Annotated in this window: 19 protein-coding genes; all 19 read right to left on the bottom strand. The window is 65.2% G+C overall.

The window, feature by feature from the left end:
- Positions 1 to 236: 236 nt before the first annotated feature.
- The gene (locus CVM50_RS17250) at positions 237 to 788 is read right to left on the bottom strand and encodes a holin family protein (RefSeq protein ID WP_085889755.1); all 552 of its coding nucleotides are present in this window, start codon (positions 786 to 788) and stop codon (positions 237 to 239) included.
- Complete coding sequence (locus CVM50_RS17245) at positions 779 to 1390, bottom strand: holin-associated N-acetylmuramidase (protein ID WP_085889754.1); 612 nt, start codon at positions 1388 to 1390, stop codon at positions 779 to 781. Before CVM50_RS17245 ends, CVM50_RS17250 begins: the two co-directional genes overlap by 10 nt.
- 72 nt (positions 1391 to 1462) lie before the next feature.
- Complete coding sequence (locus CVM50_RS17240) at positions 1463 to 1705, bottom strand: hypothetical protein (protein WP_085889753.1); 243 nt, start codon at positions 1703 to 1705, stop codon at positions 1463 to 1465.
- Positions 1702 to 2289, bottom strand: coding sequence for a serine/threonine-protein kinase (locus tag CVM50_RS17235; RefSeq protein ID WP_085889752.1), 588 nt, complete (start codon positions 2287 to 2289; stop codon positions 1702 to 1704). The genes CVM50_RS17240 and CVM50_RS17235 overlap by 4 nt, the downstream gene beginning before the upstream one ends.
- Positions 2279 to 2791, bottom strand: a complete 513-nt coding sequence (locus CVM50_RS17230; RefSeq protein WP_085889751.1) for a hypothetical protein — start codon at positions 2789 to 2791, stop codon at positions 2279 to 2281. Before CVM50_RS17230 ends, CVM50_RS17235 begins: the two co-directional genes overlap by 11 nt.
- 8 nt (positions 2792 to 2799) lie before the next feature.
- The gene (locus CVM50_RS17225) at positions 2800 to 4365 is read right to left on the bottom strand and encodes a hypothetical protein (protein ID WP_157792219.1); all 1566 of its coding nucleotides are present in this window, start codon (positions 4363 to 4365) and stop codon (positions 2800 to 2802) included.
- A 169-nt stretch (positions 4366 to 4534) separates the two neighbouring features.
- Complete coding sequence (locus tag CVM50_RS17220) at positions 4535 to 5374, bottom strand: hypothetical protein (RefSeq protein ID WP_085889749.1); 840 nt, start codon at positions 5372 to 5374, stop codon at positions 4535 to 4537.
- 2 nt (positions 5375 to 5376) lie between these two features.
- The gene (locus tag CVM50_RS17215) at positions 5377 to 7167 is read right to left on the bottom strand and encodes a hypothetical protein (RefSeq protein ID WP_143515640.1); all 1791 of its coding nucleotides are present in this window, start codon (positions 7165 to 7167) and stop codon (positions 5377 to 5379) included.
- The gene (locus tag CVM50_RS22185; protein WP_269778395.1) at positions 7168 to 7296 is read right to left on the bottom strand and encodes a hypothetical protein; all 129 of its coding nucleotides are present in this window, start codon (positions 7294 to 7296) and stop codon (positions 7168 to 7170) included.
- A 101-nt stretch (positions 7297 to 7397) separates the two neighbouring features.
- Positions 7398 to 7778: a hypothetical protein gene (locus CVM50_RS17210; RefSeq protein WP_085889747.1), complete on the bottom strand. Its 381-nt coding sequence runs from the start codon at positions 7776 to 7778 to the stop codon at positions 7398 to 7400.
- The gene (locus CVM50_RS17205) at positions 7778 to 8182 is read right to left on the bottom strand and encodes a phage tail tube protein (protein ID WP_085889746.1); all 405 of its coding nucleotides are present in this window, start codon (positions 8180 to 8182) and stop codon (positions 7778 to 7780) included. Before CVM50_RS17205 ends, CVM50_RS17210 begins: the two co-directional genes overlap by 1 nt.
- A gap of 69 nt (positions 8183 to 8251) precedes the next feature.
- The gene (locus tag CVM50_RS17200; RefSeq protein ID WP_085889745.1) at positions 8252 to 8668 is read right to left on the bottom strand and encodes a DUF3168 domain-containing protein; all 417 of its coding nucleotides are present in this window, start codon (positions 8666 to 8668) and stop codon (positions 8252 to 8254) included.
- A complete protein-coding gene (locus CVM50_RS17195; RefSeq protein ID WP_085889744.1) occupies positions 8658 to 9137 on the bottom strand; it encodes an HK97-gp10 family putative phage morphogenesis protein in 480 nt (159 codons plus the stop codon). Before CVM50_RS17195 ends, CVM50_RS17200 begins: the two co-directional genes overlap by 11 nt.
- A gap of 2 nt (positions 9138 to 9139) precedes the next feature.
- Positions 9140 to 9466 (bottom strand): head-tail adaptor protein, encoded by a 327-nt coding sequence (locus CVM50_RS17190; protein ID WP_085889743.1) that lies wholly within the window; start codon positions 9464 to 9466, stop codon positions 9140 to 9142.
- Positions 9463 to 10035, bottom strand: a complete 573-nt coding sequence (locus tag CVM50_RS17185) for a head-tail connector protein (protein ID WP_085889742.1) — start codon at positions 10033 to 10035, stop codon at positions 9463 to 9465. Before CVM50_RS17185 ends, CVM50_RS17190 begins: the two co-directional genes overlap by 4 nt.
- Before the next feature lie 21 nt (positions 10036 to 10056).
- Positions 10057 to 10425, bottom strand: a complete 369-nt coding sequence (locus CVM50_RS21770; protein WP_085889741.1) for a hypothetical protein — start codon at positions 10423 to 10425, stop codon at positions 10057 to 10059.
- A gap of 78 nt (positions 10426 to 10503) precedes the next feature.
- Positions 10504 to 11880 carry a phage major capsid protein gene (locus tag CVM50_RS17175; RefSeq protein ID WP_232618282.1) on the bottom strand — a complete coding sequence of 459 codons (1377 nt, stop codon included), beginning with the start codon at positions 11878 to 11880 and terminating at the stop codon, positions 10504 to 10506.
- Between the two features lie 31 nt (positions 11881 to 11911).
- Entirely contained in the window at positions 11912 to 12529 is a 618-nt protein-coding gene (locus tag CVM50_RS17170; RefSeq protein ID WP_085889739.1) for an HK97 family phage prohead protease, read from the bottom strand.
- On the bottom strand, positions 12526 to 13767 hold the full coding sequence (locus tag CVM50_RS17165) for a phage portal protein (RefSeq protein ID WP_157792218.1): 1242 nt from the start codon (positions 13765 to 13767) through the stop codon (positions 12526 to 12528). The genes CVM50_RS17170 and CVM50_RS17165 overlap by 4 nt, the downstream gene beginning before the upstream one ends.

Genomic DNA, 13767 nt, shown 5'->3' with positions numbered 1-13767 from the left:
GGATTTAGTCGATTTAGCCTACAGATTTTCCCAACGGGCTCCTCATAGGCAACCCGTAAACAGTATTCTTTCGTGGCTTAGTCGCTCAAGTCCATGACTCTTTCGACGACATCAGGTCAAAGGTATAATCAGTGGCAGGAGTGACAGCCACTTACACATTTTTCCTCATCAAGCATGTTGCCTAGAAGAGCCGGCACTTGTAGGAACTCGAGGCCTACTTGCAGCAGCCGGGCTCTCTATTTTCCACGAATTTCGCGCACTAGTGTAAGCGCCTCAGCCAAAGCCGGATTGTCGGCCCCCGGATCTACCGACCCACCCGCAGCCCCCAACACGTAGTCCGCACCGCTCGGCTGCGCCTCGATCGACTGCCGCGCCGACCGGAAAGCACTCAGACCCGCGACAACATCGCCCGCCCGCACACCGCGGATCTTCTCCGCCTCGCGCGAACCGAAGTAGAAGGCCACGATACCGCCCAAGATGATCCAGAGCGGTTCAGGAACCGCCGCAAGCGCCGCCATGCGGACGGCGAAAGCGGTCGGATCCGCCATTGCAAAGCCGAAAAGTGCCAGCACCGAAAGCGCGAAGAAAGGCCGCACAAGAGCCTTGATGCCGCCGACGAAGCCACTCCCCCGGCCCTCCTCAGCCGCCGCTTGCACGGCCGCCAGTCTGCGAGCGTGGGCGCGCTGATCCGACGCCTCAGCGTTCGGCCGGAAAGCCTCGACCGTCTCAGCCACCACGTTGCGGCCGCCGCCGAAGAGCGCCCCCCAAATGATCTGCATCAACCCCATTTCGCGATCCTCCCGCGATGCTCCGCCTCCGTCAGATGGAAACGGGGCGAAATGAACTCCTCGGCGCGACGGATCCAACCGCCTTTCCCCCCATCACGCCGGCGCGCGTACTTGCGCATGGCCGGCCGGCGGTCGCCGATCGCGTAGTAGTAATTGCGCCGTGCAATCCCGTAGGCATCGACCAGGCGCTCCCCGACGCGCGCGAAGATCTTGGCGGCGGCGGAGGCGGTCGCCGGGCCAAGGGCACCATCCACCGCCAAATCCGCGCCAAGCTCATTCAACACCCCTTGCAGGATCTTCACCGCGTTCGCGCCGGCATTGACCTGCATGTCATAGACCGTGGGTTGCAGGCCGGCCGGCAGGCGCGAGATCCCGGCGCCGTGGTAATAGTGAGCCTCGAAGATCTCGGCCGCCTTCGCCGCCGTCAGGCGGCGCACGTCGTCAACATCAACGTCCCCGTCCCCGTCGAGATCGAGACCGAGACGCCGCATCGTGCCGATCGTGACGCCATAATTCGTGGCTCCGCCCAGATCGTCCGGGTCGTTAACGAAGCCGCCTTCGCGGGCGATGATCCCCGCAGTGATTTCGCGCACCGTCTGCATGGCGCTTCCTCCTCGCGCAAAAGAAAAGGGCGCGCCCGAAGGCACGCCCGTTGCGTTCTCGCTGTTGTGGCTTCAGCTTCTGCCGAGGCCGCGCTCTATCGCGCCATCGAGCTTTGCCTCGAGCCGCACGCGGGCCGCCCGGTCCTCCTCGGCAGACTTCGCGATCGACCCGACCGCCTGCTCTAAGAGCGCGATCTTCCTATGATTGGTCAGCACCGTGCGGACGATCCAAAGGCTCGCGGCCCCGGCGGTAGCAACCGCCCACGACACGGCCGAGGCGGCCGCCTCCCCCGAGACCTTTTCCGGCAAGCTCACTCGACGCCCTCCTCGATCTCAGCCAAAGCCGCGCGCAGGGCATCGCCTGCCGCATCGACCTCGACCTCGAAGCCGTAGGGGTCGGAAACCGCGTTGATGCGGTCGCGATACTTGCGCCGCACACCCGAAGCGATCGCCGCCACTTTCTGGAATGCCTGCGCGCGGGCAAGGATCTCGTCCGCCAGTTCGGCCACGTCCTGCCCGGTGATCGAAGATTCGAGCGAAAGGGCCTCGGCATCCTCGGCCGAGATCTCGCCCGAGACATAGGCGCGGGCGGCCGCGACCTTGCCATTCCAAGCGGCGCGCTCAGAATACGGGATCCCCATGACCAGGGGCGCAAAGGCCAAATCCTCGATCCCGTCCTCGAGGGCCGCGATCGCCTCGTCGGCCGAGGCATAGCGCGGCGGGTCCGCCGGATCCGGGGGCGGCACATAGTCTGCAACCGTACCAACCGCGCCAGAGGCAACGATCGAATGCAGCAGCGTGCCCGGGTCGATGTAGATCTCGCAGCCCGTCAGCTGGTTCATCGCCAAGATGCCCCCCTCGGGGTTCACGACACGAATATTCTCAAGGTCAGTCGACATGATATGTCTCCCCCATCCCGTTCGCATTGGCCGTCAGAAGCTCACCGTTCGTCTTGAACTGCGCGTAGCGGATCCTCGGGGTAACTGAGGAGGCGCCCGAAGCATGGAAAGTGAGAAGGTCACCGGGCGCGACTGTGACATCCACGGTACGCACCCCCGACCCGGAGTCACCGAAGATCACAGAGCCGTTTTTCCGCAGACCTGAGTTAGAGGAGCTGTAGCTAAAAACCACACGCACCGTCCCAAAGTTGAAGATCTGGCGCCCGAAGGTAAGCGAACCATTCGACGACCCCTCAATTTCCGCAAGAGACCACCGAAGAACGTCCCCCGCAGAAATCTCCGAAAACGTGGCAGCGGGCAGCAGCCGGGGGGCGCCCGCCGCGCCCCCCATCATCGCAGCCGGGTTAGTATCAAGACGCTCGACAAGGGAAGCCGTGAGCGGGGATCCCGCGTCCTTCTCCCCCGATCCGATCGCCAGATAGTCCGGTACGTTCTGGACCATAATTCCCCCTACTGAATGAGAGCGCAGGGGCGGCCATCAGGTAAAAGCCCCGCGTCATTTCCGATGAAGGCCCCGACCGGATTATCCGATCCGTCGCCCTGATAGTCCGGCACACCGTCTTCCTGAATGGCGGTCAACGTCCCCGCCAGGGTCGCATCCTCGGCCGTGAAGTGAACCTGTCGCGTGCCGCGTTTCGGCTCAGCAGAGGTGACGACCCAAAGGCGAAGATCCCGTGATCCGTCCTCGGCCTGAATGTCCTCCGATGACAGGATCACCACAGATCCGATCCCGATCGCGGCCGCGTCCCGATCCAGCAAGGCAAACTTGGCCTCGCTGGTGCCCATGCTGTAGCGCGCCAGAATCCGCCCCGTGGTTTCGGCCGCAACCGCACGCGCTCCGATATAGCGAGCCATGATTGTCCGAATGGCCGGCGCTCCGAATGTCGCCTCGGTCTCATATCCGAGATCTGCCGAGACAAAGCCGCGCCGAAAATCGTCAGGGTTCTTACCCCTGCCGTACCGCTCGCGCGGCTCATAGTAGACCCACGCTTGCGACACGCGCCGATCGGGGAAATCTCGCACCTCGAGCGAGCCGCCTATGATATGACGTTCCTCAGTGAGCACGGGGGCCGCGTTGACCATCGGCTTAACAGCCCAGAGCCGCACCTTGCGCGCCTCCCCATCGAACCATTGGCAAGCCTGACATTGCTCGAGGATCTCCCCGATCAGCGGCCCGGCGTCGAGTGGCTCCGAAATCAGCCCATCCAGGATGTATGGCGCGAGGTAGTTCTCAACCTCGGCCGCCCACTCATCAAGTGGCAGATAATCCGCTGGCATCGGCGTTTCGCCATAGATCAAGGCAAGCCCCTGATCGACTGAGAGGCCATCCAGACGAAGACACCGCTGCACGCGGTCGCCGGCCCCATGGTCGGACGCGGCAGATCCGTCAGCCCCTCGCACCAGCCCCGAAAGCTCGAGATAGCCCTCGGCGTTTATGGCCGCCGAGGTGTAGGTGACGATCTCGTCACCGATCCGCACCTCGCCCTGCACAGGGTAGTCATCCAGCGAGGCGCCCGAGATCTCGATCGCTGAGGCAACGGCATCCGTCGCCTCGCGCAACTCCCCCGGCGAAAGCTGCGGCACCTTGAGACCCTCGGCCCGCACCTTTTGCAGAATGTCAGTCAGATTCATGACCACTTCGCCACCCGAGCGGTCGATCCCGTCCGTCATCATGTCGGTGCGAACGAAGGTGGAGAGCGGCTCGCCGTCGAACCCCTCGAACACCGAAACCACCATACCCGCGCGGGCGAACTGATTTCGGGCCAGCCAGCGCCCCCAATAGGTGCCGACAAGGGGCGCGCCACGCTGCGCCCGGTAGGGATCGACCAGGTAATCCGAATGTTCGGCATCAAGGAAAGTCAGCCGCCCAGACCCCAGCAGGCCAAAGGGGTTCAATCGCTTGTCCGCGCCCGAGACGTTGATCTTGGGACTGGACAGGCTGACGCCCTCGAGGAGCGGCACAAAGAGCAGATCATCAGAAGGCCGGCCACCACCAGGAAAGCAATAGTAGAGCATGAGCGGCGCGCCGGCCTCATAGCTCGGCACGGCTCGGCAGGTGCCGCGCGTACGATAGCAAGGCGCCGCAGACGGGTCAGCCGCACACCCACCGACCCCGAAGGAATGGGCGCACCGGGGCTGCTCGATCCGCACGACTGTTGCCGGCCTAGCCGCAAAGTTCGGATTGTCAGGCAAGGTAGATCTCCGCCTTGAGTGACCAGGAATGCAGATCGGCCTGCCCGGTCGGTGCCGGCTCGGCCACGTCGCCGAAGACCCAACCCAGGAACGTATCGCCCGGCGCATCCTCGGGCCGTTCAGCGATCACGAACCAGCCGAGCGCGAGCGCATCCCGAAGAGCCGGCATTTCAGATCTCGTGAACTCCTCCGCCAGCCACGGCCAGGAGAAGGAGCGAGAGCCGCCGGCACGATCGAGGACCATCCCGAGCGGCTCCCGCCGGGCCGACGTGATCGTACTCACGCGGCGCAAGCCGACCACCGGAGCCGGCGGCCCCTCGGCCCATCGGCTTGGGCTGTCCATGGCGACGGCCCGGCCGCCACCGAAGAACCCGACAGCAGAGGCGGCCGCAGCGCCGCCGCTTGCGTGGATGAGAAGCGATAGCGACACCAGCGAGCGAGGCGGAAAGCAAACCAACAGAGGCCGATTGTCCGCAACCGTCTGCCGACCAAGGATTTCGATCACCGCCCCGCCCGGCTCTTCGCCTTCGATCGAGATCTCGGCCCCGGTCACGCCCAGATCATGAGCCGCCACAGTCACGGCGTCGATCGTCACGGCAGCCCCTAAAGACAGATCCGCCCGCGCCACGGCGGAGGGATTGACCACGCGGCCGCGCTCATGAAGGAATGCGGAGGTGATCGCCTCAGGATATGTGGCGTCGCCCGCTATCGCCATATTCGACCAGGACACCCCGACCGGTACGGCGCAAGCGGTCGCTGGAAGGATCCGGGCACTCGAAAGCGCCCGGGAAAGATCGCCGGCCATTGCGCCGGCGCCGATATGAAAGCCCATGGTCAGACCCTGTAGACGTTGAGATTGGCGCCTTTGACCCCTTTGTCTCGGATCATTTCGAGGAGGCCCATTAGCTGATCCTCTCCGAACCCGCCGCCGGACCCGCCGGACAGGTAGACGTTCATATTGGGCGAGGGCGTTTCCGCCACCGCACCAGCGCCACCGCCGGCCGGGGAACCCCCGCCCGCCGAAGCCGACCCACCACTGCCGCCGATCTGTTGGGACGCAATGGATGCGATCAGGCCGCCAGTCTTGACAGCCGAGGCCGCTGCAAACGTTGCCGCCATCGGCGGCCCGCCGATCTTCATCCCGTGCTTCCAGGCCGAGACCGCCGCGCGGTAACCATCGACAGATGCCTCGGCGATCGCCGCCATCTTGCCGAGCTTGAAGAGCTTTTTGTTTTCGGATGACATCATCGAGGCGAGATCACCGAAAACGCCCTGCATCGCCGACAGTTTCGCCGCCCGCTCGCGCTCATCAAGCTCGCGCATAGCCTCGGCGTAATCTTCCTGAATACGCCGTTTGGTATCTGCGTACTCTTGTTCGGTCGCGACTTCCTTTTCACGGTATGCCGCAAGCTCCTCAAGGCGCCGCAGGCGATCCTCTTCGACGATCTCCCGCTCAGTCGCCAGGGCACGGCGCAGGGCTTCAAATTGCTCGCGAGACACGCCCCCGCCACCACCGGCGCCAGCGCCAGATCCAGCGCCGCCGTAGGGATCCACCCCTGCGGGTCGGGACGGAACACCCGGAGGGTCATTGTCATCAGGCGATACTTTGATCGGATCCAGAGGGATCCCATAGAGATCATTGAGCCCGGGATCCGCTGCCGAACGGTTCATCGAATCCGCAACCGGATCCCCGCTGCCCCCCTCCTCGCCGAAGCCCGACGGAGCGAATGCGTCCGGGTTCACGCCGCTGGTCGGATCCCGCATGAAATCGACCAACTCTTTCGCCTCGCCCAGCTTGACGATCAGGTCCGAGATCTTGCCCAGGGCCTTGCCGATCGCCGGCACGAAGACCTCGGCGATCACCTCGGCCGCCTTCTCGAAGCTCTCCGAGTTTTCGAGAAGCGACCTGTTCAGGCTGGTGCGGATCGTGCTGGAAATATCGCGGAAGCGACGGTCAAGCCGCACAGCAGCGTCCAGCGTGGTCCGACTCATGACACGGCCCGACTCCTCGGCCGCATCGCCGAGGCGGCGCATTTCGGCGCCGCCATTCCGAAGCAGAGGGAGGAGAGCGGTCACATCCGAGGCCATGGCCTCAAGATAGAATGTCATCTGCTGTTGATTGGCGCCCGCCCGCTCGATCGTATCGACGTAAAGTTGCAGCGCCTGCGGCCCGGAAAGACCCTCAAACTGTTTCGCAGTCACGCCCACCAAAGGCGCGATCTGCTCGAAAAAGTCCTTCATCGGACCGCCACCCGTGGACATGAAGTCGCCCACGCGATCATTCACATCCTTCAGAATGTCGGACAGCTTATCCTGCTCGATGCCAAAGGCCACCGATGCAGCGGCCCACCTCTGAAATTCGGTCGTGCTGGCGCCCGCGACCTCCGCCAGGCGCACAACTTCGGTCGCCGCTGCGGCCGCACTACGAGACGCAGCGGCGGCACCGCCTGCCGCTGCCGTCATGGTGGCCGAGATGATACCCCCGAGGCGGACCAGGCGGCGGCCGTGGACGCTTGCCCGCTGCGAAAACGACGCGAGCTCTTTCGAGCCCGAAGCGAGACCACGGCGCAGGGGCGAAATATCCGCCCCGACCGAAATCGCAATGTCACCAACGGTCGTACTCATTCACGCCTCCCGGGCGCGATCCGCCTCCTCGGCCGCGATCGCATTTTTCAGAACGTTTTGAAGGCGACGATCGCGCGCGGGATCCGCTCGGGTCTCGGGCGGCATCTTGGCGTCGATCAGCCACCACACCTCACCCGGCGCCAGTTGTCGCCACTCGAGCGGCCCGACCCACCCCTGCCCGACAACCAGGCAGAAAAGGGTCTTGACCAGCGAGCGAGCGGACCCGCGATCTACTTTTCCGCGCCGGCATCCTCCGCCTCGAACTCGCGCGAAAGCGCAGGCGAGACGATTCCGATAAGCTCGATCGTCAGCGCACGCGCAGCCGAGACCTGCTCGAAATCACCCTTCGCAAGCGCGCCGTCGATCGAGAGATAGATCTCCTCGTCGGTCACACGCTTGCCCATGTGCCGCAGCGCGGCACCCAGGCACTGCGAGATCTTGACGAAGCCCGGGCCGCTCGGGCGGGTCAGAACCTCGATCGCCGCATCCGAGGTGCCGTGCTGCAAGATCTCTTCGATCTCGGCAACCAGGGGAAGGATCCCACGGGCCGGAATGGTGATCGTCTCCCCACGCCATTGCAGCGTGACAGGCTGGAAACCATGCGCCGCCATCAGCTTGCACCGGCAGCGGTGAAGGTCCAATCGCCGTCGCTCATCAGCGTGGCCGAGAACTTCACAGCGTCCCCGAGCGGTGCATCCCCCGAATAATCGTTCATGAAGAACTTGCCGGAGATCACCCCCCACCCGGGAAACTCGAGCGCAGCATCATCCAGGAACAGATCCGCCGCCGGGCCGACGCCGATCGCCGCCAGGCGATGATCGTCCTTGTGGAAGCCCGAGACCGAGATCTCGAGCGCATCAGCGGAGACCTTGCCGGGCACGAAGGTCTGCCGGCCCTTACTGGAACTGTCGGTCCAGCTGATCGCCGTCGCCGACCGCTTAAAGCTCTTCGCTTCCATCGCGGCGAACGTGGTGCCGCCGAGCTTAAAGATAACGTCTTCGCTTGCACCGGGCATGAGCGAACCTCCTTTGATCGCGAGCAGGGCTCGCGGCTTGGGTTGAGTTGGAAAGTGTCGGGGAGGCGGTCAGCCCGTCTCGCCGTAGCAGACAAGCGCACGGTAGTCGCAGACCCCATGCGCTTTATCGACCACCACCCTTGAGGCGAGGCGATGCAGCAGGACCACCTTTCCGCGCGGGAGCGTGAGATTTTCCTGCCGGCGGTGAAGCAGGCCCTTACATGCGCCCTGAATCGCGCGCAGATCGAAAAGCGAACCGGGCACGTTCCAGACGTGCAGGCGAAACGCTATGTCGTCGCCCTCGGTCCCGCTGGTCGACCAATCGCGAATGTCCATGTCGCCGATCTCGATCGCGGGCAGTCCGGCCAGCGCCGAGGCGTCTTCCGCCTGCGGCATTTCATCGACGATCTGGATCCCGTTCATTTCAGGGGCAGCAGACAGCAGCGTAAAGAGCGCGCGCTGAAACTCGCCAGCGTCATTTGGCATTGGCCCTCCTCTGCCGCTTCAACGCCCGCTTGGCGGCGGCGATCAGCTTTGCCTTGAACACCCGATCGAGGGTCGCCGGCAACTTCTGCTCTTGGCGCCGAAGCGCCCGCATGAAGACGCCACGACCGGAAACCCCTCCATTCCAAGGGATCCCCTTCTTGCCCTTCCGGCGCTGCAACCCCGATCCGTAGAAGGCCCGGGTGCCGTATTCGATGAACCGCCAATAGAAGGCGTCCGGGCCGACAACCACGTCCGCACGAGCATAGCCGAACCGAACGCGCCGGCGCTTCACCTTGATATTCTTGCGCAAAGTGCCGTGGCGCTTCGGAAGGGTCTCTTTCAGATCCTTGCGGATCTCGCCCGCCACGCCGCCGATCGTGGCGCGCATCAGGTTTTCAGCCTCGCGCGGGGCGATCTGCTCGAAAACAGCCTGCATTTCAGCCGTCCCGCGGATCTCGAGTTTCAGCATCGTCAAACCTCCCCGGCCACCGCAGAAACCTTGATGTATCGCGCGCGCGCTACCGGCGTGCCGATAGAGACCACTTCCCAGGCTCGCCCATCCCAGACGATCCGATCGGCTCCGCGCACATCAGAGCGGGCGCGCAGCGTGAAGACTGCGGATTGAACCAGGATCTTCCTACCCCGCGCCTCTCTTTCGGTGGACCCGTCGAGAGCAACACGCGCCCAAGGCTCAGGATCGTCAGCGAAGGCAGACCAGGTTTCCCGCCGGCCGCCGGCGCCGTCCGGCTGCTCGACCTTCCGTTCCAGCCGGATCCGCTGATCGAGGGCGCCGATCATGTCACCCACCGCCGTTGATGCAGGGCGATCAGCGCCTTGGCGCTATTGGGCACCGGCGAAACGATCGTCCCGATCACAACGTCCTCGCGGACCTCATAGCGGTGCGCCGCGATCAACTGGACCGCGTGCCGCAGTGTCGGGGGCACATTTTCAGGCCCCGCCCCGTAGCCCGCCCGATAGATCACTTCGACCGCATCATCCCGCGTCGAGGCTCCGCCCACCGCCTCGGGCAGGATCAGGATCTCACCCGAGTTTGCCTCCACGGTCACGATCGTCGCGGGATCCACCTCGAGCGGCTCACCATCGGCACGCTTCACCACCAACCGGACCACCTCAAGGAGCGGCCCCCGTTCGATCCGAATTTCGCGCGAGGCAGGATAGGGGCACACCTGCCGGATCTCTTGCGCGACCAGGGCAAGCCCGGAGCGCGCCTCAACCTCCTCCACCGCGACCGCGAGGATCCCTTGCAGGAAATCATCCTCGGCAGTGGAGGTCACGCGCAGGTGCGCCTTGAGGGCGTCCAGGCTCACCGCCGGCACGGCCGGGGCCTGCACTTGTCGAATTGCCATGTCAGGCCCTCCCTGTCAGGATCACGCGGCGGGCGAGCCGCCCGCACCATCGTCGCCGGCCGAGCCGCCTGCACCATCTTCACCGGCCGAACCGCCCGCGCCATCATCGCTGGCCGAACCGCCCGCGCCATCGTCGCCGGCCGAAACGCCCGCACCATCGTCGCCGGCCGGAAGCTCCACCTCGGCACGCTTTGCACGCCGGGCAACGGCGGCCGCCTCGGCAATCGGCTGCGCTTTTTCCATCGTCATCCCGCGCGAAGCCTTCACAGCCAGCCCGCCCTCGATCAGGTCATCCGCGATCGCCGGCGCCAGCGACACCACGCGGCCCGGCTCGATCGAGAACCCTGCCCCCGCCGCAGACACGACCGGGAACACATCTTTCTTGCTCATCTGCACCCCTCCGGGATCAGTTGCCAGAGGAAAGGGCGGCCGTCGCCGCCCCTTCCTTGCCTGTCAGGATCCCGAGGATCAGGCGGCCATCTGAAGCGACTTCACCGCGCGAAGGTCCGACAGCGCGCCGTCGATGCGATGCACCCCCGCAATGCCCAGGTTGGGGAAGAACTTTTCGCGCGCGATGCCCAGAAGGGGGGCACCGACCCGGCGCGACACGTACTTGCCATGATCCCCGAAGGTCATGACCTTCTTCCCGGCCCCGATCTTCTCCATGTCCTGATTCAGGCGGACGGTGTAGCCGTTCAGCGTCGGCGGCACGCCTTTGGTCAGATCGCCCTCGCGCCACATATAGTCGCCGTTGGCGTTCTTCAGCTTGCGCACCGCCAGGCGGGTCTTGTCGTGCATCATGTAGCCGCACTTGGGGCCGCGACGGTACGCGGGATCGACCTCCGCCTCGATCTCGAGGATATTGTCGGACGTGATCGCCGAAGAGGAAGCGGTCGTGAGACCGACCTGCGCGGCCGTCACCAGGCCCAGCGGCTGGCCGCTGCCGGTGCCCGTGGTCAGCCAGACATTCGCGCGCCGGGCCAGGCGCTCGCCGATCAATTCGCCGAGGATCTGCTCCCAGGCAAAGCTCGAGTCCTGCGCAAGCTCGAAGGACCAGGGGAGCCAGGCGGACGTGACCGTGAAGGCCGACAGGTCGGTTTTGCTCAGCACCGCATCGGGGCCGGTCCCGGCGGCGTCGCCCTCGGTATGGGCGTCTGCGGGGTTGCCGGTATCATCCACACCGGGGATCAGCACCGCGCCGCCCGAGGCCGTGTTGTAGTCCATCACCCAGGTCGCATCCGTCATCGGCCCCCAGATCGCCAGCGCCTTGACGATGAAGTCGGCCACGGTCGAGGGCACGGTATAGCCGCCGGCCGGACCACTGGCGCCCGTTGCGGCGCGGTTCTCGGCCCGCACCTGACGCGCCTGCATTGCGGCGCGCGTCTCCGGCTCCACGGCCGACAGGTCGAAGCCGGCGGCCAGCGCCGCGCGGAAATGCTCGCGATATTCATCGCGGCCGTCGGCGCCCGGGTCGAAACGCTCGCCGGCGCCGGTCGCACGGCGGCTTTCACGTTCCCCGCGATCGAGGCGCTCGCGCATTTCGGCGGCGGCCTCCTCGGTTTCCGCAAGACGCTCGAGGCGATCCGCCTCCGCCTTGAAGCGGTCGAAATCGTCCATGGCGGTATCGAACTGGCTGCGCAGCTCGGCCGCGCGCTCGGGCGACGTGCCGTCGCGGTCGGCTTCCTCGAGATAGCCTTGGGCCTCACCGTGAACCTTCATGGCCTTCTGGCGAAGCTCAGCGATTTTCTGCGTCATGGCAGAACCTCCGATAGGGGGCGCCCTCCCCTCGAGGGGCGCCAGGATTGAACGAAGAGGGGTGCGAAAGAGAACGGCGCGGATCTTCACCCGCGCCGTTCCCGCTTTCGATCAGTTGGGATCAGAGCCCGGACAGGCGCCCCCGGCGGCGCATGGCCGCCACATGCTCCCGCCGGCTCGCCTCGCGCCCGGCCGAGAGACCGGCGAGATCGAGGCCCCGCAGAGCAATCTCGGTGCCCGCGTAGCCCGGGGTTGTCACGATCGCCACGTCGAGCAATTCGACCTCTTCGATCGTGCGCAGCGCCACGTCGCGCGTCTCATCCCAGGTCGTGCGCGTGGCGTGGAAGGCGAAGGACATTTTCGACAGATCGCCCCGACGCATTTTCGGCACGATCCGGCACACGTCGGGATCCTCAGGGTCCAGATCGCTGCCGATCCAAAGCCCGCGCTCATCCTCGCGCAATTCCAGAGTGCCCGAGGTCGTGCGCGCCAGAGGCAGCCCCCGGTGATTGACCAGGAAGGGCACGTCATCGCCCCGCGACAGCGCGGCCGAGAAAGCCCCCGGCGCGATGCGCTCCTCGAAATAGCCCGCCATGTCCTCAATCTGGTTGAAGACGGCCGCATAGCCCTCGACCCGCACACCCTCGCTACCGTCGGCCGCGCGCAGTTCCGGGCCTTTGAGGCTCATCCTGATCTCGCGCGCCTGACCGTCGATCCGATCCCGCAAACTCTTGGTCATTGCTGCCCCTCGCCTTGGTTGGTTGGCGCCGCGCCCGACGGCCCCGGCAACGACGTAATCGGCAATGTGCCGGATTGCATGAACAGTTGATCGCCGCCTTCGCGCGGGCCTTCGCCTCGAAGGGCGCGCCCCTCATTCGGCGTCATCTGACCCGACCCGATCGCGCGGGCGATCGCCTCGATCCGATCGCGGAAAATCCCCCGCGTCATCGCTTGCAGGTCGTATTCGACCGAAAGGTCCGTATCCCTGCCGAAGAGCTTGAGCGAAAACTCTTGCCCCGCCTGCATCGCGCGCGAGGTCAGCGTGTGCTTGACCAGGTGCAAGTCCTGCTGCTCGGTGTTGGCGTAGGTGCCTTTCGACAACTCTTGCAGGAATACCGGGGGCAGGTTGAAGATCCGGGCTACCTGCTGGACCGTGAAAACCTGCGTCGGGACAAGCTGCATCTTGTCCGGGTCGGACCCGAGCCGCGTGAGCTTGAACCCGGCCGGGATCGGCATCACCGGCCGCCCCTTTTCTGCGGCCTGACGGGCGGCGCTCGCCACATCATCGGCCGCGCGTTGCGCCGCCTCACCGGAGCCATGCGGCCCCTCCAGGACATAAGGCGGGATGCCGTTTCGGCCGAACGTGTTGAGCGCGTATTGCGCCGCGTTCGTGCCCTGCCGGATCGCCGAGGCGCAGGCCGTCACAGGACAGACGGAGGAGATCCAATCCTCTTTCCGCTTGAACGCGAGGTCAAACACCTCCGAAGCCTTGTAGGTGATCGGCTGGCCGTCGGCACGGGAGTAGTCATAGAACAGCCGGCCGCGACGATCACGGCGCGGCGAGGTCCGAAGATACTCCATCGGGAAAAGGTTGACCGGATCCCCCCTGGCGTCCCGCTCGATCTGCACATAGCCCCGGCCGCGCGAGAACTGCGCACCGTGCATCAGCTTGCGAAGATCGAAGGCGGTCGCCTCATCGCTGGCGGCCTTTCCCAGAAGCGCGGCGACCGGGTGATCCTTCACCTCGGCACCCTTCTGCATGACGCGCACCGGCAACGCGGCGAGCGTGCTGGAAAGGAACTCGACGGCCGAGAAGACAGGGGGCAGGGTCATCGCTTGCTCAAACGAAACTGCGGAACTCAGGTCCGAGCCCCCGATAATTTCCATGATCGCCTCATAGCCGGGGCCTTGCACGGCCGAGGCCGTAGCACCTAGGGCCGAGCGCGCCTCGGCATCGCCACGATCGCGGCGGAACAA

This window comes from Pseudooceanicola marinus, assembly GCF_002786295.1.
In the GTDB taxonomy this organism is placed as follows: Bacteria; Pseudomonadota; Alphaproteobacteria; order Rhodobacterales; family Rhodobacteraceae; genus Pseudooceanicola; species Pseudooceanicola marinus.
Note: the sequence above shows the minus strand (reverse complement) of the source record. Positions and strands in the feature narration are given on the sequence as shown.

What these genes read in the sequence shown, in the direction of transcription:
- CVM50_RS17250 (WP_085889755.1), bottom strand. Translation starts at nt 788, where the DNA reads ATGGGGTTGATGCAGATCATTTGGGGGGCGCTCTTCGGCGGCGGCCGC.
- CVM50_RS17245 (WP_085889754.1), bottom strand. Translation starts at nt 1,390, where the DNA reads ATGCAGACGGTGCGCGAAATCACTGCGGGGATCATCGCCCGCGAAGGC.
- CVM50_RS17235 (WP_085889752.1), bottom strand. Translation starts at nt 2,289, where the DNA reads ATGTCGACTGACCTTGAGAATATTCGTGTCGTGAACCCCGAGGGGGGC.
- CVM50_RS17230 (WP_085889751.1), bottom strand. Translation starts at nt 2,791, where the DNA reads ATGGTCCAGAACGTACCGGACTATCTGGCGATCGGATCGGGGGAGAAG.
- CVM50_RS17225 (WP_157792219.1), bottom strand. Translation starts at nt 4,365, where the DNA reads ATGCTCTACTATTGCTTTCCTGGTGGTGGCCGGCCTTCTGATGATCTG.
- CVM50_RS17220 (WP_085889749.1), bottom strand. Translation starts at nt 5,374, where the DNA reads ATGGGCTTTCATATCGGCGCCGGCGCAATGGCCGGCGATCTTTCCCGG.
- CVM50_RS17215 (WP_143515640.1), bottom strand. Translation starts at nt 7,167, where the DNA reads ATGAGTACGACCGTTGGTGACATTGCGATTTCGGTCGGGGCGGATATT.
- CVM50_RS17210 (WP_085889747.1), bottom strand. Translation starts at nt 7,778, where the DNA reads ATGGCGGCGCATGGTTTCCAGCCTGTCACGCTGCAATGGCGTGGGGAG.
- CVM50_RS17205 (WP_085889746.1), bottom strand. Translation starts at nt 8,182, where the DNA reads ATGCCCGGTGCAAGCGAAGACGTTATCTTTAAGCTCGGCGGCACCACG.
- CVM50_RS17200 (WP_085889745.1), bottom strand. Translation starts at nt 8,668, where the DNA reads ATGCCAAATGACGCTGGCGAGTTTCAGCGCGCGCTCTTTACGCTGCTG.
- CVM50_RS17195 (WP_085889744.1), bottom strand. Translation starts at nt 9,137, where the DNA reads ATGCTGAAACTCGAGATCCGCGGGACGGCTGAAATGCAGGCTGTTTTC.
- CVM50_RS17190 (WP_085889743.1), bottom strand. Translation starts at nt 9,466, where the DNA reads ATGATCGGCGCCCTCGATCAGCGGATCCGGCTGGAACGGAAGGTCGAG.
- CVM50_RS17185 (WP_085889742.1), bottom strand. Translation starts at nt 10,035, where the DNA reads ATGGCAATTCGACAAGTGCAGGCCCCGGCCGTGCCGGCGGTGAGCCTG.
- CVM50_RS21770 (WP_085889741.1), bottom strand. Translation starts at nt 10,425, where the DNA reads ATGAGCAAGAAAGATGTGTTCCCGGTCGTGTCTGCGGCGGGGGCAGGG.
- CVM50_RS17170 (WP_085889739.1), bottom strand. Translation starts at nt 12,529, where the DNA reads ATGACCAAGAGTTTGCGGGATCGGATCGACGGTCAGGCGCGCGAGATC.